17 protein-coding genes are annotated in these 17,885 nt (G+C 56.4%); 5 read left to right on the plus strand and 12 right to left on the minus strand.

The features are described from left to right. Position 1: 1 nt before the first annotated feature. Both A3850_RS12245 and A3850_RS12250 read right to left on the minus strand, forming a co-directional pair. Positions 2 to 1,249, minus strand: a complete 1,248-nt coding sequence (locus A3850_RS12245; protein WP_068216897.1) for a VWA-like domain-containing protein — start codon at positions 1,247 to 1,249, stop codon at positions 2 to 4. Next, positions 1,236 to 2,465, minus strand: a complete 1,230-nt coding sequence (locus tag A3850_RS12250; protein WP_068216898.1) for an AAA family ATPase — start codon at positions 2,463 to 2,465, stop codon at positions 1,236 to 1,238. Before A3850_RS12250 ends, A3850_RS12245 begins: the two co-directional genes overlap by 14 nt. A 161-nt stretch (positions 2,466 to 2,626) precedes the next feature. Between A3850_RS12250 and A3850_RS12255 the strand changes: the two genes are divergently transcribed. Beyond that, positions 2,627 to 2,872 (plus strand): GlsB/YeaQ/YmgE family stress response membrane protein, encoded by a 246-nt coding sequence (locus tag A3850_RS12255; protein WP_068216899.1) that lies wholly within the window; start codon positions 2,627 to 2,629, stop codon positions 2,870 to 2,872. Positions 2,873 to 2,929: 57 nt separating this feature from the next. Here the strand turns inward: A3850_RS12255 and A3850_RS12260 are convergent, their stop codons facing one another. Both A3850_RS12260 and yihA read right to left on the minus strand, forming a co-directional pair. Further along, positions 2,930 to 4,669, minus strand: coding sequence for a 1-acyl-sn-glycerol-3-phosphate acyltransferase (locus tag A3850_RS12260; protein ID WP_068216901.1), 1,740 nt, complete (start codon positions 4,667 to 4,669; stop codon positions 2,930 to 2,932). An 11-nt stretch (positions 4,670 to 4,680) separates the two neighbouring features. Beyond that, positions 4,681 to 5,298 carry a ribosome biogenesis GTP-binding protein YihA/YsxC gene (gene yihA, locus A3850_RS12265; protein WP_068216903.1) on the minus strand — a complete coding sequence of 206 codons (618 nt, stop codon included), beginning with the start codon at positions 5,296 to 5,298 and terminating at the stop codon, positions 4,681 to 4,683. Positions 5,299 to 5,576: 278 nt separating this feature from the next. Here yihA and A3850_RS12270 point away from each other — a divergent pair, with 278 nt between their 5' ends. Further along, complete coding sequence (locus tag A3850_RS12270) at positions 5,577 to 6,041, plus strand: DUF805 domain-containing protein (protein WP_068216905.1); 465 nt, start codon at positions 5,577 to 5,579, stop codon at positions 6,039 to 6,041. 129 nt (positions 6,042 to 6,170) lie between these two features. Here A3850_RS12270 and A3850_RS12275 read toward each other — a convergent pair whose 3' ends face one another. Further along, positions 6,171 to 6,929, minus strand: coding sequence for a heme exporter protein CcmB (locus A3850_RS12275; RefSeq protein WP_197494045.1), 759 nt, complete (start codon positions 6,927 to 6,929; stop codon positions 6,171 to 6,173). A gap of 153 nt (positions 6,930 to 7,082) precedes the next feature. Here A3850_RS12275 and A3850_RS12280 point away from each other — a divergent pair, with 153 nt between their 5' ends. Then, complete coding sequence (locus A3850_RS12280; RefSeq protein ID WP_068216907.1) at positions 7,083 to 8,420, plus strand: N-acetylmuramoyl-L-alanine amidase; 1,338 nt, start codon at positions 7,083 to 7,085, stop codon at positions 8,418 to 8,420. A 220-nt stretch (positions 8,421 to 8,640) separates the two neighbouring features. Continuing rightward, complete coding sequence (locus A3850_RS12285; RefSeq protein WP_068216909.1) at positions 8,641 to 9,135, plus strand: TlpA disulfide reductase family protein; 495 nt, start codon at positions 8,641 to 8,643, stop codon at positions 9,133 to 9,135. Between the two features lie 127 nt (positions 9,136 to 9,262). On the opposite strand, the gene A3850_RS12290 is transcribed toward A3850_RS12285, so the two are convergent. From A3850_RS12290 to A3850_RS12305, 4 genes are all read right to left on the minus strand, one after another. Continuing rightward, positions 9,263 to 9,469: a dodecin family protein gene (locus A3850_RS12290; RefSeq protein ID WP_068216910.1), complete on the minus strand. Its 207-nt coding sequence runs from the start codon at positions 9,467 to 9,469 to the stop codon at positions 9,263 to 9,265. A gap of 40 nt (positions 9,470 to 9,509) precedes the next feature. Beyond that, positions 9,510 to 10,376: a hypothetical protein gene (locus A3850_RS12295; RefSeq protein WP_157501107.1), complete on the minus strand. Its 867-nt coding sequence runs from the start codon at positions 10,374 to 10,376 to the stop codon at positions 9,510 to 9,512. A gap of 80 nt (positions 10,377 to 10,456) precedes the next feature. Beyond that, positions 10,457 to 11,692: a 3-deoxy-D-manno-octulosonic acid transferase gene (locus A3850_RS12300; RefSeq protein ID WP_068216912.1), complete on the minus strand. Its 1,236-nt coding sequence runs from the start codon at positions 11,690 to 11,692 to the stop codon at positions 10,457 to 10,459. Beyond that, on the minus strand, positions 11,689 to 12,450 hold the full coding sequence (locus tag A3850_RS12305) for a hypothetical protein (protein ID WP_068216913.1): 762 nt from the start codon (positions 12,448 to 12,450) through the stop codon (positions 11,689 to 11,691). The genes A3850_RS12300 and A3850_RS12305 overlap by 4 nt, the downstream gene beginning before the upstream one ends. Positions 12,451 to 12,611: 161 nt before the next feature. Between A3850_RS12305 and A3850_RS12310 the strand changes: the two genes are divergently transcribed. Further along, positions 12,612 to 13,952, plus strand: coding sequence for a pitrilysin family protein (locus A3850_RS12310; RefSeq protein ID WP_068216916.1), 1,341 nt, complete (start codon positions 12,612 to 12,614; stop codon positions 13,950 to 13,952). A gap of 585 nt (positions 13,953 to 14,537) precedes the next feature. Here A3850_RS12310 and rpe read toward each other — a convergent pair. The 3 genes from rpe to A3850_RS12325 form a co-directional block, all read right to left on the minus strand. Then, positions 14,538 to 15,209, minus strand: a complete 672-nt coding sequence (gene rpe / locus A3850_RS12315) for a ribulose-phosphate 3-epimerase (protein ID WP_068216918.1) — start codon at positions 15,207 to 15,209, stop codon at positions 14,538 to 14,540. Positions 15,210 to 15,248: 39 nt separating this feature from the next. Then, positions 15,249 to 16,061, minus strand: a complete 813-nt coding sequence (locus A3850_RS12320; RefSeq protein WP_068219743.1) for a bifunctional 2-polyprenyl-6-hydroxyphenol methylase/3-demethylubiquinol 3-O-methyltransferase UbiG — start codon at positions 16,059 to 16,061, stop codon at positions 15,249 to 15,251. A gap of 84 nt (positions 16,062 to 16,145) precedes the next feature. Beyond that, entirely contained in the window at positions 16,146 to 17,879 is a 1,734-nt protein-coding gene (locus A3850_RS12325; RefSeq protein ID WP_068216920.1) for a sulfatase-like hydrolase/transferase, read from the minus strand. Between the last annotated feature and the right edge of the window lie 6 nt (positions 17,880 to 17,885).

Genomic DNA, 17,885 nt, shown 5'->3' on the forward strand with positions numbered 1-17,885 from the left:
GCTAATCCTTGATGATCAGTACGGTTTCCGGCGTAAACGGTGGCATCGGTGGTTTAGGAATCTCCGCTGCCTGGCTTTCCTCTTTGACGAGTAGGCCGAAGACAACCGGGATCACCGACCGCTCTTCGGGGTAAGGCGTGAACCCATCCGTGAGCACCAGGATCACGTCCGCCCTAGGGCGAAGTTTCTCCGCCTGAGCAATGCCGGCCCGCATGTCCGTTTGCCCACCACCGGGGAGAGAGGCGATGCCATAAGCTTCCCTTTCTGCCAGCACCCGTACCGGCTCAAAGGTCCGGTCGTCGCAGGGTATGATGGTGACGGGGTAGCGGAAGGTCCGGATCACGCCCGCCACTTCCGCCAGGGACCGTTCGAGTTGGGTTGCCCCCATAGAACCACTGGTGTCCACTACGATGACGATGCGCGCCGTCCGGTCACCCCGTAAGCTCGGGGTGAGGATGGGGTGGTAGACGGCCTGTCGCCGGCTTGGACGCTCAAAGCTGTAGTCGATCCTGCTGCCGATACCGCGTTGCAGGGCGATGCTCATTCGGTGGGAGAGGGAGCGGCGCCAGTTGGTTTTACTGGAGAGTACGTTCTCACCCCAATTTCTCCAGGAAGGTGGGATGGCCTGGGGCCCGGCCTTCTTCATCTCGTCGGCGACTTTGCGGCGGATGAGTTCCTCGTCGAGGGTGGAGAGATCCTGCCGGTCGCCGGTTTCCCACTCGCGGTGTTCGCCGTGGACGCCGCTGCCTTCGTCCGGAAGGAAGGTCCAATCACGGCCGGATTGTTCCATGAAAGTCAGGTACTCTTCGGCGAGGCGGCCGTCTTCGAAACCGTGTTGCCGGGGCAGCATCCCGGGGTAGGCGGCCGGCATGTTGAGTCCGGGCCAGGGGTTATCGTTGATCTCGAAGTCAGCGGCGATGTTCCAGGCACGGGCGTCCACTTCGCGGGAAGCCTGCAATTGTTCCCGCCGTTCCGCGTGTTGGCGCAGCCGGTGGCTGATCTCGTGGATCCACAAGAAGCCGAGTTCCGTTAGGGAGTGGAGTTCGGTGTTGTTGGCCCAGATGTCCTCCACTACGTCCGGGTTCCAGTACACGTTATAGTGGAGGTCGATGGAGGCGACGCTTACGCTTTCCGTTACGATAATCCGGCAGCGGAAGAGAGCCGGGGCGAACCACGGGAGTTTCTGAGCCGCGTAAGCCCGCGCGAAGCGCACCCTTTCCGCCGTGGTGGTTTCTTTAGCCGAGGGCATCTACGAATTGTTGTAGGCCTTCGTCCGCAAAAAAGCGCTCGATCCTTTCCGTTATTCCTTCCCCGGCACCCGCGGCAGCGCCCGAATCATTTCGCTGAACGCTGGCAAAAACCTCGGGCAACCAGCCGGAGCGCGCCAGATCGCGCAGGGGGACGAAAGCAATATCGCGGCGGCCGTCATCAAAAGTGGCGGCCATGAGGTCGAGGTATACCTTGGAATAGGGAAGGAGATGATCGGTACCCACGGCCTGTTTGAGGTAGGGATTGAGGCTGGCGAAGAGCACGTATAGTTCACCGTCGTTTAGGTCCGTTACGTCCACGGTAGTTTCACCGGATAGTAGCTCAGCCGGGGCCGGCAAACGGAGGTTTTGCAGGTACTCCAGAAGCGCAATCGCGATGCCTTCGCCAAGGCAACCCGTAGCAAGTTCCAGGTAGACCTGATTACTTTGGGTATCCTGTAGATCGTAGCCAAGACAAGTAGCACTGGCGAAAAGGGCGGCAACGAAATCCCAACTCCGGGGGCTGGCGAAACCGTACGGATTGTCTTCCGGGCTGGCGTGCAAGTACTCGGGCTGGATACGGAGGAAGGCAGCTACTCTGGCTTTGACCATGGCTAACTCCTCACTATGCTTGGCGGAGTCTATTTGGCGTAACTGTCCGCGCTCCCAACCCGCCAGCAGCGCATTGACGTAGAGATCGCTATCAATATCCCAGGTAAGGTGGAGAAAGCGATTGCGCAGGGGAGGGGAGAGCTCCCAGCCGCCTACCATTAGATCGGGTGGGTTAGCAGCTGCTACGATGCGCACCCCACCGGGCAATTCGTGGAAGCCCACGCGGCGTTCGAAGACTACCCGCAGGAGAGCAGACTGTACGGACGGGGGAGCCGTGCTCAGCTCATCCAGAAACAAAATACCCTGCTGAGTCTCGGTAAAATCATCTACCCACCGCGGGATAGCGTACCGCACCTTACCATCTTCCAGTACGGGCAGGCCACTGAAATCAGTTGGGTCGTGAATGGAGGCAATGAGGGTAGTTACGGGGAAGTCGTCCGTTGCCAATGCTTCAATAAAACTGGACTTACCGACGCCAGGCCGGCCCCAGAGTAGGACGGGGATCCCCGTGAGGCCATTTTGTGTTGGTGTCGCTAACGCAATCAAAAGCGCCGCGGCGCCCTGAGGCAAATTGTGGGTGGGGTAGTTTTCAGTCACGAAAGCCATTAACAGCAGGTTGGTGGGAGAGTTGTACTGGGAGTCGGCAAGCGTAGACTTAGCAATTCTGAAAAGTTGTTTCGAACATCCGGGCTAAGCATCTGCGTTTCAGAATTAGCAGTCGGTCACCCGATTGTAAGATTCATTTACCATCATCAAAACACAGTTCCATGGGCATCTTCGCTTGGATTATTCTCGGCCTCATCGCCGGCGCAATTGCAAAAATGATTCACCCCGGTCCCGATCCCGGTGGTTGGATCGCTTCCCTCATCATCGGCATCGTCGGTGCCGTAGTCGGCGGTTGGGTTTTTAACCTCGTCGGAATGGGCGGCGCAACGGGCATCAACCTGTGGTCCATCATCGTCGCCGTAGTGGGTGCCATCATCTGTTTGGCCATCTACCGTCGGGTAGCCTAAATGAAAATACCGGGTTGCAATTATGGTAAATCTACTGTAAGTGTAACCCGGTAACTCTTACTTGATCAATACCTTAGGGTATTTGATTCGACCTTTCAGTTTGAACGTACTCAGGCGATTGTGGTAGTAATACAACATCGCGTAGCTATCGCAAATAACCCTTCCCTCGGTGTCTCGGTGGAGGGGTTTGTCAATATGGAAGTTACCAATGTGCGCGATGGCGTGGCGGAGGATGCTCGCCGGACTCTCGTACAATTCAGGGGAAACCTGGGCCCTGCCGCTATTGCTCAAGGCCAGCAATTGGTCCCGCAATTGGCCGATAACGTTCAGTAGCGCTTCCTCCTCAAAGTAGTAGTCGTCGGCAGGAATGCGGAGAAGGCCGTACAGGTCCGTTCCGGGGTTAGCCCGCTCCACCATCGCGAACGCTGCGTGGGAGGCAACGTGGCCAGCCAATATGATTCCGTCCGCGTGGTAACGCTCCACAATTTTTTCTCCCAACATTCGCGTGTATTCGCTCTCCCGCTGGTAGTCCGTATTGATCTCCCCGAACTGGTCGCGGAAGTAGGCGCGGGTGCTCACGTGGCGGCCGCTTTTCGTGAAGCTCTTCCCCTCACTATCAACGTGGTTCCCCAGCACGTCCAACGGCTGGCCCAGGCTAATGGTGATCTCGTTACCCTTCGCAAATACACCCCAAATAAATTTGAGGATGGACCGGATAGAATGGAAACTGTCCTCCGATTTAATGTAGCGATCCTGCCCTTCCCGCCGGAGGTGTTCTTCCACCAGGAACTGGGCCTCCAGGACAAAGGGATAGCTTAGGATGACTGGGACAATGAACACCTTATCGTCCCGCCCTTCCAAGTAACGGCTGCGCTGGGCTTCGACGGCGGTTCCGAGCAAGCCAAGCTTCAACTTGGTTTCCAAGGCGCCCGATCGGGAGCGCGTCCCACCCGGGAAGAACAGACTCGGCACGCCCCGCTGGATGATGAGTTTGGAGAACATCTTCAGCGCCGTCATGTAGATCGGGTTCCGCTTGCGGCGGTCCACCCGGTAGGCCCCCAGGCGGTTCATGAAGTAGGCGGTGTAGCCCGTATTGTACAGGTTGAGGCCGGCCCCGAAGCTTACGGCTGGAAGCCCGGCCACCTGGTCGAGCGCGTAGCCGATCAGGATAGAATCCAGATTGGAAAAGTGAGTCGGGACGAACACAACCGTGCCCTTTCCCGAGAGCTCTCGTACCTGTTCCACGAAACCGCGAACCAGTAACTTTTCTTCCAGCAGGATCTTCTTCGAAAAGAAGGACCGGAAACTGCGCCCATCCGCCGCGTTGAGCAGTCTGCCAAAGAAAAAGGTGAGGAAGCGCCGCGCGAATTTGAAGGTGGGAATCTTGAAGTGGCCAACGATCTCATTGGAATAGCGGTGGACGATCTTGCGCAGGATTGACCGCGCGGCGTCGTCGCCCTTCGTTTCCACATCTTCGTCGAGGGAGCGGCTCGCCAGTTTTTTGGCCAGGCTCTTCCAGTAGCCGCGTTCTTTGGGTGGATCCACCTTCCACGGCTCCTTGCGCGTTCTTTCCTGTTCGCTGTAGAGGGTTTTACTGAGAAGTTCCTTCAGGTTGTCGCCGTGTTCTTCGAGCAGACGGCTATACGTTTCCTCGTCGAGGCTCTCCACAAAAGCTTCGCGGTTTTCGTGGAGTTTATAAATATCCCAAGCCTCCAGATCGGGGGCGATGTGGTCGTAGCGCTTTCCAGCGTGTTGAAATTCCTCTACGGGGGCGGTCTTTGGTGTGGTGGCAGTCAAGGAGCGCTAAGTTAGGTGGTTTCGGCGTAGGGCCAGTCGAGCGTCTCGAGGGTGCTTTCGATGAAGGCGAGCAGCTCGTCGCGGCCTTCAAATTTGATGGCGCTCGTCAGGAAGGTGGGAGGAAGTTCTTCCCAGTACTCCAGTAGCTTCTGCTTAAATGCCTCCACATTTTTCAGGCCGCGGGCCTGCTTGCGGTCGGTCTTAGTAAATACCAGCACGAAGGGTACGCCGTGCTCGCCGAGCCAATTCACGAATTCCAGGTCGATCTTCTGAGGTGGCACGTTGCTGTCGATCAGGACCATCGCGCAGGCCATCTGCTCGCGTTTCAGGAAATAGTTGGTGGTCCGCGTTTCCCATTTGGAGCGGGTTTTCTTGCTGTGCAGGGCGTAGCCGTAGCCGGGCAAATCGGTTAGGTTCCAGCTATTGTTGATCAGGAAGTAGTTGATCAACTGCGTTTTACCGGGCTTCCCACTCGTTTTGGCCAGCTCCTTGCGGCGCGTAAGCATATTGATCAGGCTACTCTTACCCACGTTACTGCGCCCAATGAAGGCAAACTCCGGGCGCTGCCCCTCTGGTATTTGGTTCACCCGCGCGTAACTGGTAGAGAAACTGGAAGAAGTAATGGACATCAGTAGGTCGGTAAAACGTGGTGAAGCAATAAGTGCTGGGCGCTGTCGCAGGTGCACTGCAAATGAATAACGGGCAAAGGTAAGCCTCCGCCGTTCCCTTCACCATTCACTGTTCACGGATAGCTAAAGTGATAACAGCAGGAGGGGAAAAGGGGTTGGGCCACGCCGATCACTGCCGTCCGTCGAACTTCCATCCCACTTCGTCGACCAAAGTGGCGCCGTACCACCCTTTGATCCGATCATTGCAGCGTAACCATCAATAAACACCCACTACAACCATGATTAAGTACTTTACCCGGGCCATCGGAAAGTTCGCCACCTTCACTGGGCGCTCGCGCCGCAAGGAATTCTGGTACTTCGTACTGGCCGTCGCCATCATCAAAGCCATCCTCCTAAATATTCACGGTAGCGTGATTGGCAATGAAAAGGGGCTAGAGAAATTTCTGGATCTCCTCTTTTTCGTTCCCTCCCTCGCCGTAGCTGTTCGCCGTCTCCACGATACCGGCCGCAGCGGTTGGTGGATGCTAATGGCACCCACCGGGATCGGTTTCATCATTCTTCTCTTCTGGTTCGCTCAGGACGGAGACCCCCACGCTAACGAATACGGCGCCAACCCCAAAGGATATGATGATGGTAACGGTGACGACCGTACCGGCCGCCGCCGCCGTAAGAATAAGAAGTACCGTAAGCGCCTCTACAAAACCCTGAAGGAATGGGAGCAGGACGACGACCAGCTCGTTTAACGCCTCGCAACCTTGTAGTAAAGAGAGAAACCCGTTAATAACAATCGTTGCCGTGATTCGCAACGATAATTACAAAACCCCGCGCCACGCAACTGGCCGGGGTTTTTCTTGCGGCCGTTCCATCAACGGTCAATCCCTCCACACGAAGGGGAATAGCACCAGGCCAACGGCCAGTCCAATCAAATCGAGGGCCGCGAGGTAAATAATGATGCTTCCCGCCTGGCCAGACGTCAGGCCAAAAGCATTTCCTCCTAAATTGACCAGCAGGTAGAGTAGGGGAGTAAGCAAGGGTAGCGAAAGGATGGCCATCAAAGTTCCATTCCCCCCGGCCCGAGCAGAGATCGCCGCCACAAAAGTGAGGACGGCCGACAGCCCGATCCCACCCAGCCCGATGGCGGCCAGGAAGGCTCCCGTCTCAAACAGGTAGGATTCCCGCGCGAAAAAGGTAAGGATGCCATAGCTCAGCCCCGACACGATCCAAATGATCAGTGTATTGTAGATCCACTTACTCGCCAGCAGGGCCTCCGGGCTCGCCAGTTGGTAATAATAGAGGTGACGCCGGCCCCCTTCCCGCAAGAAACTACGTCCGCTGGCGACCAGGGCGCCAAAGAACAGGACGATCCACAGCACGGCATTGAACGTCATCGCCGAAAAGTTGGTGATCGCCAGGTAAACGATCGTCGCCGTCACCGCCACGTACAGGAATACGCTGCTGATGGCGCTGCGGTCCCGCCACTCCGTTTTGATTTCCCAGCGTAAAAGGTGGGCGATTTGCTCCAGGGTAGTCACGGTCACAATGATACGGCGGTTGGCGGGACGAGGGAGGAGTGCCGGGTAAGTCTTACGTAAAAGGTGAGCCGCCACGGTACTGGTTAGTCCTTTCCGCAAATTTGGTCGCTTACGGTACCCGCCACATTTTAATACGGCCTTAATAATCAGTCACCCGTCTAAAACGTTAGCTGTTTGCTACGATAAGGAAGTGGCTTTCGTACCTTCGCCTACCACTGTCCGTGCATTGTTCCGTCTAGCTTTCACCAACTTATGTTCCCCCAAAAACTAACCCTCCTCTTCCTGTGCCTGCTCTGTTGCTCGGTCTCCCTGAGCGCAGAAGCCGTCACGGTGGTAGCGAAGCGGGGGGACGGCGTCTACTCCATTCTGCGCCACTACGGGCTGCTGGAATTCCCCTGTAACCTGGATGAGTTCTACCGGCTCAATATGTTGCCTAAAAACGCTGGCCTGCGGGTCGGCCGTAGCTACAAGTTGCCCATCGAGGAGGTGACCTACAACGGGAAGAGCATCCGCAGCACCACGAACAACAAGAACTACAACCGGGCGCTGGACATCCAGTACTTCAATGACGGCCTCCTTGAGAAAGGCGTTCGGAAAAAAGACTTTCGGGAGGACAAGAAATTATGGGTGCCCTTCCACATCGACAATTGCCCCACGCCGCCGAAGGTCGAATCAACGACGACGGTGCCCTCCGCCTCGAAACCTACCCCGACGCCAAGCCCGGATAAGGAAATCAAAGATTTAGGGGAGATTACCAAGAACGACGGGATCAAGGAACAGGCTGGTGACGACAACCCCGTGCAGTCCAGCCCCCGCTCCGGTGGGCGACCAACCGGCCCCGCGCCTGAGCAGTCGACGCGCAGCAAGTTCCGCACCTTCGACATCTTCGGTGAAAAGTACGCCTACGTTCCCAAGATTGATGACCGTTTGGCGGGGCGGATCTACTACATCATGTCCGGCCACGGTGGTCCCGACCCGGGTGCGTCGGCTAAACGAAATGGCCGCCGGATCTACGAAGACGAATACGCCTACGACGTAGCCCTGCGGCTGACGCGTAACATCCTCGCCCACGGCGGTACGCCCTACATGATCATTCGGGATAACACCCACGGGATTCGGGACGAGCGCTACCTCCCGGCGGACAAAACCGAAACCGTTTGGGGAGGCGACGCCATCCCTCTCAACCAAAAGAAACGGCTTTGGCAACGGTGCGATATCGTCAATGCCCTCTACGAGCAGAACCTCGCTAAAGGTTTATCCGACCAAACCATGATCAGCATCCACGTGGATAGCCGCCACCGCAACAAGCGGGTAGATCTCTTTTTCTACCATGATGCGAACGATATGATCGGGAAGAAGAAAGCCACCCACATGCGGAACACGATCGGGGAGATGTACGACAAGACCCGTGCCGGACGTGGGTACGACGGGACGGTATCCGCTCGCGATCTACACGTGCTCCGGGAAGCGAAACCCAGCAGCGTCTTCATTGAGCTGGCGAACATGGCCAACCCTTCCGATCAACTACGTATCCTGGAGCCCAGCAACCGACAATTGATTGCCGACTGGCTGTTGCTCGGTCTTTACTAGCATAATATCGTAGGTACCACTGCGTTACCCAGGCGTAAGCCAATCCGTATGGTGGTTACGAAATGAAGAAGTGAGCCTGAGCTTCGCTTAATCATCTCCAGCCGACGGTAGTTTAAGTTAAAGGGTCGTCACCGGCGACTTGCGGTTTATCACTACCTTAACGGCGTCTTATGCATATTTTTGGTCACCTCACTGTTCATAATCCCACAAATACAAATACATGATTAAGCAATTGTTTTTCTCCCTGCTCCTCGTAGGGATGGCCGGTTCACTGTCCGCCCAGGCTGCTTTTCCCACACCGACGCTGAAAACCGTCGATCACCAGTCCGTAGAGCTAGCCGATAAGATTGGCAACGGGCAAGTGACCGTCGTCGCCGTCTGGGCTACCTGGTGCCAACCCTGCCACATGGAGTTGGACCATATGAGTAAGTACCTCGATAAGTGGAAGAACGAACTCGATGTCCAATTCCTCGCCATCAGCGTCGATAAGCGCCACATGGTCAACCGCATCCCCGCGCTCGTTAGCCGCAAAGGTTGGGAGTACGATATCCTCGTCGATTCCAATTCTGCCCTGCAGAGCCAACTCGGTTTCCGTAGCATTCCCCAGATGTACATCATCGACGGTGATGGGAAGATTGTCAAGGAGTTCAGCGGTTACCGCGACGGCCGGGAAGAAGAAGTGGACCGGATGCTTAACCAGCTTTCCAGTAAGTAGCAGGCACTTTCCAACCACCCTAAATCAAGAAAGGCCCGACGATGATTCGTCGGGCCTTTCTTATTGTTGTGGCTATCGTTTCAGCTTACCAGAAGGCTAGCTTTCGAAGGCCTCGTGATACGTAGACTTATACGTCCACTTCGAAGGTGATCTTCACATTCACGCGGAATTTATCCACCTTACCATCCTTGATGGTGACGGATTGCTCGTTGAGGTAAGCGGAACGGATGTTGCGCACGGATTTGCCGGTATCTTCTACCGCATTGCGAATCGCGTCTTCGTAGCTTTTGGATGATTCAGAGAGAACTTCGATTACTTTAAGCACTTTGCCCATAGTCAAATGTTTTGTGGACTGGCACTTCGCCAGGCCGGATTTATCTAAGAAGGATTCCTAGAAAAAGAATGTTTGGCAAAGTATTATTTTCTCTATGTATTCTCAAAGAATAGGTCCCTTTTTGTAATCTTTTTTCGATCAATGGTGCTTGCCCTGGCGTGTTGCTCCGGCCTTCTACTGCTCCCACATCGTTCAGGAGATAAAGTTCTTGATCGGGCGCGTCCGGCGCACTACTGAGGGCGAATAGATAGTCACCCGGGAAAGTGACGATGCCATCAATCTGCAGCTCGTTTTCCGGTACCGCAAAGGCTACTAGCACGGGCCAATTTGGAGTCGTGTCATCCAGTCTAACGTTCGGGGCTGCGGTACGTAAACCCGCGAGACTGCCAAAAAACTTTTTTGCCACAAAGTCATACCTGCTCCTTGGCAGGGTGAATCCATCAGTATCCATAAGGCCGATTCCAACGCCGAGGCGCGGTAGGTCACTGGAGCGTAGGTAGGCTCGCAATACATACGGGCCATCTGACGGCGCGGTAAACTCCAGGAAGGGGGTAGCGTCATCGCCAGCGTCCACCACAAGTAGCTGGCCATCCGCGTCGAGCAGCTGCAGATCGAGGTAAGCCCGTTCCGTTTCCGCCGAAGCGTAAAGTGTGTACGCGCGCCCGCCGGCTAGTTGGATCCGGAGATCTCGGTATTCCCCGACGTTGAGAGACGCCCCCGCCAACGTCACGCCCGTTTTCCACCGCATGGAGCTGATGGCACTCAGCAGGTTGCCCTTCTCGTAAGTCCGCCGTAAGGCTTTTTCAACGCCCATTTCTTGCTGACCTAGGATTGCTCCACCCAACAGCATACAAATCAGCAGGGCGCTGACGCGGGTACACAGTAATTGGGTGGATCGATTGGTCACGTAGATTGTAGAGTTACTCCCTGCTAACGAAAGGCCAGCCTTTTGGTTAAGTCTGGTCTTTGCCCTTGCGTAACGAAGTACTAATTAGCAAGCCCCGCCAGGACGATGTCGGCCGTCCGTCTGCCGGCGCCTGCACTGAGTTCGCTGGTGGTCATTTGTGCTTGGTGAGCTTCCTGCCAGAGCTCTTCATCCTGGAGGGTGTGGAGGCTATTCAGGAGGTCCTCCCCGTCACTAATGCTGAAGGCCCCACCGGCGGCGATGGCGACAGCGGCCTCAGGGAATTTTTCGTGGTTTGGTCCAAAGATCGTCGGTAGTCCGTAGGCCATTGGTTCCAGGGTATTGTGGAGGCCCGTTTTGAATCCACCCCCTACGTAGGCTACCCGGCCGTAGCGGTATACTTTACTCAGCATCCCAATGGTATCGAGGATCAGTACGTTGTTGGAGGCGACGTCCTTCAGAGTGGCGGTGGTGTATCGCACCCCCTTCCACTGCACCTGCGTCAGCGCCAAATCTGCCTCGTTGAGTTGGTGGGGCGCGAAAATGATGTTCCAGTGGTCCGATACTTGGTCCCAAACCTCCTCCCACACGGCCATATCCTGGGGCCATACGCTACCCGCAATAATGGTAGGGCGGCGAGCACAAAAGGCCTCAATGAGCGGATCGCTGAACGGAATGGTGGTGAGCGATCGCGTGCGGTCCATGCGGGGGTCGCCGGCCACGAAGGTGCGTTTGCGCGGATACTTGCCTGCTTGGTTAAGCAATTGCCGCGCAGCTTCCGTCTGCAAAATAATGCCGGTGAAGAACGGTAACATCCGCCGGTACCAACCGCCGTAAGGCTTGAAAAAAAGTTGGCCGGGCCGGAAACTGGCCGCCACCAACCAAGTAGGAACGCCCGACCGGTGCAGGGCCTGCAGATGGAAAAACCAGAATTCGTACTTTACGAAAAGCGCTAGATCCGGCGCCAATTCCCGCACCCAGGCTTCGGCGTTGGTGGGGGAATCTGGAGGTAAGTACAGAACGTGATCGACCAGGTCGAGGCCCTTCGATTTCTCGTAACCGGAGGGGCTAAAAAAGCTCAGAACAAATTCCCAGTCGGGAAGGCGGCGTTGCAATTCATCCAGCACCGGTCGGCCCTGTTCCCATTCACCAAGGCTGGCGCAGTGCATCCAAACGCGCTGCTTTCCGGAGGGTTTGGGGGGAGTAATCTGCTCTTCGCGCCCCGCCACCCACTGGGCTGCCTGCTGATTGCCCAGCTTACCGTAGAGGTGAATGGCTCGGTGGTACAGCGCTGTACCCAACCGGTAGATCGGCGTCACTTGTAATAAATTTCGCGGCCCTCACCGATGTAGATGGGGATGACAATGCCAACGCGTGCACCGAGCGCAACGTCCGTTCGAACCTCATCCGGCAGTGGACCGCCAGTAGGAATATCGAAGGCCCGAAGCGGCTTGGTGAAGCCGGCCAGTAGATCGGCCCCGGCATAAAAGTTGATGCGTTTGTTTTCGCTCAGGATTTGATAACCCACGAATTGGTAGATCGCCGGGCCACCGGTTAGCCGGTCGTAACCCGCCAGCCGCTCTGGCTGAAGCGGCTCCACACCCTGAATGGCATCCTGCTGCACCCGGATCCGACTGAAGAAGTAGCCGACGCTCGTCCGCACGTTGATGCCGGAACGCTTGCTCGCCCCGAGCCCGAACGTATACCCGACCATCGGCCCGACGAACAGTTGCCGCTGCCGTAATTGGATGTCGGCCGGGTCGCGCATGTTGCCGATGATGAAGCCTTGATCCGTCCGCAGATCAGCGACCACATCTTCGTTCACCTGGTTCCCAAACCCATAGTTGGCGCGGACACCGAATTCCCAATTGGTCTTTTTACCGAGGTAACTCACGCCGCCGTCGATGGCAAATCCATTACCAAATCGATCCGCCAGGTCGCCGGCAGATTGAAAAACACCGTACCCGGCCGAGATGAGCACCCCGCGGTCCTGGTTTTTCGCCCCCGCCAACCCCTGGGCGCTGGCGCTGGTGCAAAGGAGGAAGGCAAGTAAGAAAAGGAGTTGGCTTTTAGGCATAGGGCAAAGTTACGGAAAGGGGACACGGGAGAGAAAAGGTAGGTTGGCTGATTGGGCAGGAGGATCCTCGATACTTGCAACTTGCAACTTGCCACTCGCTACTCGCCACTTGCAACTCGAAGTCGATAACCAAAAGGCACCTCAAACGGTTATTCTCCCCAATGAGTCAACCTACCGTACCGAAGATATTGCCGCCGCCCATTCACCTGGCGAGCATTCCCGCCTTGTTGCCAGCCGAACGGTTTACGCTTTCCAACGGACTGAAGGTGGTCGCCCTCGGCGGGGTGGATGCGCCCGTTCTTCGCGTGGAGTTGATCTGGAATGCAGGCCGGTCCTTCGAACCCGGTAAGTTGGTGAGTGCCCTGACGGAAGAGCTACTGCTGGAAGGAACTCCAAAACACACGGGCGCTGACATCGAAGCCTACTTCGAGCAATTCGGCACCCAACTCACTCAGCCAGACCTGATGGATACGGGTAACCTCAGCGTTGCGACCACCCTCCGGTTTGCCGGGGAAGTCTTGCCGATGATGGCGGAAATTGTCGCGGAAGCCAACTATTCGGAGGAGAGCTTCCAGCGTTCCGTCCGCCAGCGAAAGCAACGCTTGCGGGAGAATCTTTCCGACAATGACACCCTAGCTTTCCGGCTCATCACCGTGGCGACCTACGGGAAGGACCACCCCTACGGTTACAATAGCACCCAGTCACTATACGACGAATTGCAGTTGGAGGATGTACGTCAATTCTACCAATCCCACTATCACGCCGGGAATGCCACCCTGTTTGTTGCTGGACAACTGAACGATGAAGTTTTGCAGTTGCTGGAACGGGCTTTCGGCGGACTAAGGTCCGGCCCCGTCGCAACCCCCAGTACGCTGCCTGCGATCCCAGCCAAACCGCGCGTAGTTCAGGTACTCCGTCCCCGCGCCGAACAAACGATGATCAGGATCGGCCGTTCCGGCATCGACATCCGCAGTGCAGACTTTCCCGCCCTCGTCGTTCTGGATACCATCTACGGCGGCTATTTCGGTTCCCGCTTGATGCGCAACATCCGCGAAGAAAAAGGACTTACTTACGGCATCGAATCCGAAGTAGATACCTACCGCTACGACGGCGACTTCGGCGTCTCCGCCGACGTAGCCAACGAAAGTCTCGGCATCGTCCGCCAGGAGATTGCCACCGAAGCCGAACGCCTACGTCAGGACCTCGTAGGTCCAGCGGAGCTAGAGATGGTAAGGGCCTACCTCTGCGGTTCCGTTTCCAATAACCTGGATGGCATTTTCGGCCACGCCTACCGCCACCGGGCGGGCATCCTGAAAGCTTACGAACCCCACGCCTTTTTGGCGGACCTCTCCCAAACCATCCTGGAAATTACTCCCGAAACCATTCGGGATGTAGCGCAACGGTATCTTGATCCTACAAAAGAATGGGAGGTTATTCTGGGTGGCGCGCCAGGAGTTGATGGGGCGGAGGTGTTGGAGAATCCGTTGGGGTTTGTGCCTTGAGTTGTGGGACTTAAGACGCTAGATTTTAGATTTTAGACTGGACACCTATAGCCTTGGAAGTCATCCGTCCCTTAACCGTGGTAGTGATTTCAGCGGGAGAAAGCGTTAAGAAATTTGCACTGTTTGAGCGTGCGATGGATTGAGGAAGAACCACTAAAATGATGCAATCTATAGTTGGTTGCGCATCGCTCAGATCGATTGGCGAGTTGGCAAATTTTAGCTTTCTGCCGCTGAAATCGCGTTAAGCCACGGTTACAGGACAAAGCTTTTGCTTCTTTTGGCTACAAAAGAAGTGGTAAAAAAGAAACTCCAGGAAGACCTAAATTTTGAGACCCGACTTGGAGGTCGGGAGCCGGAGAAAAATCGCGATAATGCCAGGGTAATAGGACGAAGCTTTTGCTACTTTGAGCTGCGGTCCTACTTCGCGGTGGTCACAAAAGAGTGGTAGGATAATCTGTCTTCAGGAGCCTCCTCGGCCTGACCTAAAGGTCAGACTACCGGGTAGCGGGCTTGACCTAAAGGTCAAACTACCAGCTAGCAGGCCCGACCTGGAGGTCGGGAGCCGAGTAAAAGGCAAGAATCGATTTAAACAATACCAACAGGATTCCCCGAAATACCCTTCAACTGCTGAATAACCCCAGCAGGATCCTCCGCCTTAAAAACCGCCGACCCCGCTACCAAAACCCTTGCCCCCGCTTCTAAAACCTTCTGCGCATTCTGCAAACCAATCCCCCCATCCACCTCGATGATGGCCGGGCTGTTGCGCACGACGATCATGTCGTAAGCCTGGCGGATCTTTTGCAGGGAGTTGTAGATGAATTTCTGCCCCCCAAAGCCGGGATTAACCGTCATGATCAACACCAGGTCTAACTCTTCGATCACGTTTTCCAGTACGCTGACGGGGGTGTGAGGATTCAGAGCAACCCCCGCTTTACAACCCGTCTCTTTGATCTGCTGGATCACCCGGTGCAGGTGGTTCGTCGCTTCCGCGTGGACGGTGATACCCGTCGCGCCGGCCCGCGCAAAACTTTCGATGTAGCGCTCTGGCTGGTCGATCATCAGGTGGACGTCCAGGTACTTTTTGGCATCCTGCGCTACCTGCTCGATGATGAACTGGCCGAAGGAGATGTTGGGGACAAAAGACCCGTCCATCACGTCCAGGTGAAACCAATCCGCTTCGGAGGTATTGACCAATTCAATGGCCTGGTCCAAACGGCGGAAGTCAGCGGCGAGTAGGGAAGGGGCAACGTAGTGCATAGCGGATGTCTGAGGAATGAACTGGTGGAAGGCGTTCGGTCAATGAGCCGTAGCCCGCAAACTATAGACCAAAGGTATGAGGCCGGGCAACTGTTTTAACCACCACTGGCCTTCTTCTTTCCCCGGTACCATATCGTCAAAACAAGCGTAGGGGGAGTATTCAAACTCGTGGAATTCATTCAGCGTGAGCCCGGCCCGGATGAGGGTGGTGATGACGGAACTTACGGGGTGGTCCCAATTCACTTCGGTACCGGTCACGGTCTGGTCCCCATCCGTATAGGTGGATTTAATTTCTTCCACGATCGGCTGCTCGTTGAAGTAGGGGTACTTGATGGCCGTCCGGTCCTCATTCCACAGGTAAGCGAAGTTGTGGAACTCCGCGAAGACGAACTGCCCTCCCGGCTTCAGGTACTGGCGGATGATCGTCGCCCACCGGTCCAGATCCGGCAGCCAGGTGATGGTGCCGTAGGAAGTGAAGACGATGTCAAAACTGGCCGCTTCGTCGAGGTGATCGGGCAAGGAGTACAGATCACAATTAATGAATCGGGCCGCCAGACCAGACTGCCGGGCGAGGTCCTTCGCAGCTGCGATCGCGGCATCACTTAAATCCACCCCCGTTACCTCGGCGCCCATGCGGGCCAGGCTAAGGGTGTCCTGTCCGAAATGACATTGTAGGTGCAGTACTTTCAGTCCAGTCAAGTCTTTCGGTAGTAGGTCAAGTTCGGGTGGCATTAGACTTTGGGCTCCGTTCAGCCAGCCGGGAACATCGTAAAAATCACTCTTCAGGTGGATGGCCGTGCGCTGGTTCCATTGGTCTTTATTCAGCGCCAGGTAATCGGGGTGGTTAATCATAGTCAGGATCATTGTACAGATTAAAGGTAGCGGTCGTCGGTGATCGATCAAACGTGGTGATTGCGCCAACTAGTTGCTGATTACTCACCGCCCGTAACTAACTCCACTCTCCTGGTAGCCGATGCGTTGGGCAACGGCTTTCAACGTATCCCCCCGTGGGTAATCGAGCGGTTCGGTGTAGACCAGCCACGGGCCGGGAATGCCTCCCTTCGGCGTCAACTGGTAGGCAATTTGCGCGCCCTCCGTCTTGCTGTACAATTCAAACCTTCCGAGGCTATCCCGCCGCGCCTGCGGGCGACCGGTAGTGGGCATCACCTCCAGCCCATCCCAGAACCGCTGGACGAGTTCGATTTCCGGTACCGCCCCCAAATCACCTATCTCCGCCAGCCAGGCATCCGTGGCCGACCTTAGTTCCGCAAGCTTCCCGGCGTAAGCTGGATCGTCCGCCAGATTTTGTAGTTCGTAAGGGTCATTCTCCGTATCAAAAAGTTCTTCCGTCGGTTTGGTCTTGCGGAACCATTGCGCCTGTGCGTCGGTCAGGGTACACGCATCGCGACCCATTAGTAGAGACTGCATCGCCGCCATCTGTTCCCGGTATACGACGGGCAGGTAGTAGCCCCGCTCCGGGTAGTAGTTGCGCAAATATTTATACCGTTTATCCCGGCAGGCTCGGATCCGGTCGTAAAAGCCATCTAGCCGGTCCGAAGCTGCGAAAACATAGTCCCGCGGCGGGGCGGCGGCGGGGCCGAGGATGGCCTGGCCTTGCAGGTAATCCGGCAGGTCAATTCCGGTTAGACTAAACACTGTCGGTGCGAGATCGACGAAACTGAAAAGGCTGGAATCTATCGTACCCGCCTTCCGCTCATCGGGCCACTTTACGATCATCGGTACGCGAATCCCACTATCGTACAGCAGTCGTTTTTGCCGGGGAAGCGGCCCGCCGTGGTCGGAATAGAAGAAGATGATGGTGTTGCCCATCAGCCCGTCGGCCTCGAGTTGGTCCAGGAGCAGGCCCACCTGCTGGTCCATGATCTCGATGTTAGAGTAGACCCGGGCGGCGTCTTTCCGTGTGGCGGCATCGTCCACGAGGTAGGGTGGGAGGGGGACGTCGGCGGGGTCCACGGTAAGCGGCGGGCGGTCCGCATCCTCGGTCCAGACGTCATCCCAGCGGTGGATTTTTGCCGTCGGCTCTTCGAAGCCTTCCACGAAACGGAGCTGCCCTTTCCCCGTGCGCCACACTTGGCTTTCGTGGGTGATCTCCATGTTGAAGATTGAAAAAAAAGGCATCTCCGGGTCCGGCCGGTGGCGCCAGTGGGCGCGGGGTCCGGTTTCGTCCCAGGCCGTTTTCGGGGCGGCGAATTGGTAGTCGTGCTTCTGGTTATTCGTGGTGAAATACCCGTGCTCCCGCATGATTTGGCTCATCATCTTTACCTCGGGTGGCGGGAGGGCACCGTAAGGCCCGGGCAGTCCGAGCGCCTCCATATCCTCTTGCCGGCTGGTCGTCCGCATGTTGTGGCCGCCAATGCTGATCGGATACATCCCGGTCGCGATGCAGTTTCGGCTCGGGGCACATACACCGGCCACGCTGAAGGTATTTGGGAACCGCACGCCCGCTGCGGCTAGCCGGTCCAGGTTCGGCGTCCGCGCGGTACTGTCGCCAAAGGCAGCGATCATCGGGCTAATGTCCTCACACGTCAGCCAGAGGATATTCATCCGGTCTTTACCCGGCACCTGCGGCAGCGCCTCCGCATCATCACGCTGGGCGCTGTCGCAGGTGCAAAGCAAGAGGGCAAGCAGAAAAAGGATAACGCGGTGCATGGGATC

Origin of the sequence: Lewinella sp. 4G2, assembly GCF_001625015.1 — a bacterium.
In the GTDB taxonomy this organism is placed as follows: Bacteria; Bacteroidota; Bacteroidia; order Chitinophagales; family Saprospiraceae; genus Neolewinella.

Coding starts and splice junctions, on each gene's coding strand:
- A3850_RS12245 (WP_068216897.1), bottom strand. CDS start 1,249: ATGCCCTCGGCTAAAGAAACCACCACGGCGGAAAGGGTGCGCTTCGCG.
- A3850_RS12250 (WP_068216898.1), bottom strand. CDS start 2,465: ATGGCTTTCGTGACTGAAAACTACCCCACCCACAATTTGCCTCAGGGC.
- A3850_RS12255 (WP_068216899.1), top strand. CDS start 2,627: ATGGGCATCTTCGCTTGGATTATTCTCGGCCTCATCGCCGGCGCAATT.
- yihA (WP_068216903.1), bottom strand. CDS start 5,298: ATGTCCATTACTTCTTCCAGTTTCTCTACCAGTTACGCGCGGGTGAAC.
- A3850_RS12270 (WP_068216905.1), top strand. CDS start 5,577: ATGATTAAGTACTTTACCCGGGCCATCGGAAAGTTCGCCACCTTCACT.
- A3850_RS12280 (WP_068216907.1), top strand. CDS start 7,083: ATGTTCCCCCAAAAACTAACCCTCCTCTTCCTGTGCCTGCTCTGTTGC.
- A3850_RS12285 (WP_068216909.1), top strand. CDS start 8,641: ATGATTAAGCAATTGTTTTTCTCCCTGCTCCTCGTAGGGATGGCCGGT.
- A3850_RS12290 (WP_068216910.1), bottom strand. CDS start 9,469: ATGGGCAAAGTGCTTAAAGTAATCGAAGTTCTCTCTGAATCATCCAAA.
- A3850_RS12305 (WP_068216913.1), bottom strand. CDS start 12,450: ATGCCTAAAAGCCAACTCCTTTTCTTACTTGCCTTCCTCCTTTGCACC.
- A3850_RS12310 (WP_068216916.1), top strand. CDS start 12,612: ATGAGTCAACCTACCGTACCGAAGATATTGCCGCCGCCCATTCACCTG.
- rpe (WP_068216918.1), bottom strand. CDS start 15,209: ATGCACTACGTTGCCCCTTCCCTACTCGCCGCTGACTTCCGCCGTTTG.
- A3850_RS12320 (WP_068219743.1), bottom strand. CDS start 16,061: ATGATTAACCACCCCGATTACCTGGCGCTGAATAAAGACCAATGGAAC.
- A3850_RS12325 (WP_068216920.1), bottom strand. CDS start 17,879: ATGCACCGCGTTATCCTTTTTCTGCTTGCCCTCTTGCTTTGCACCTGC.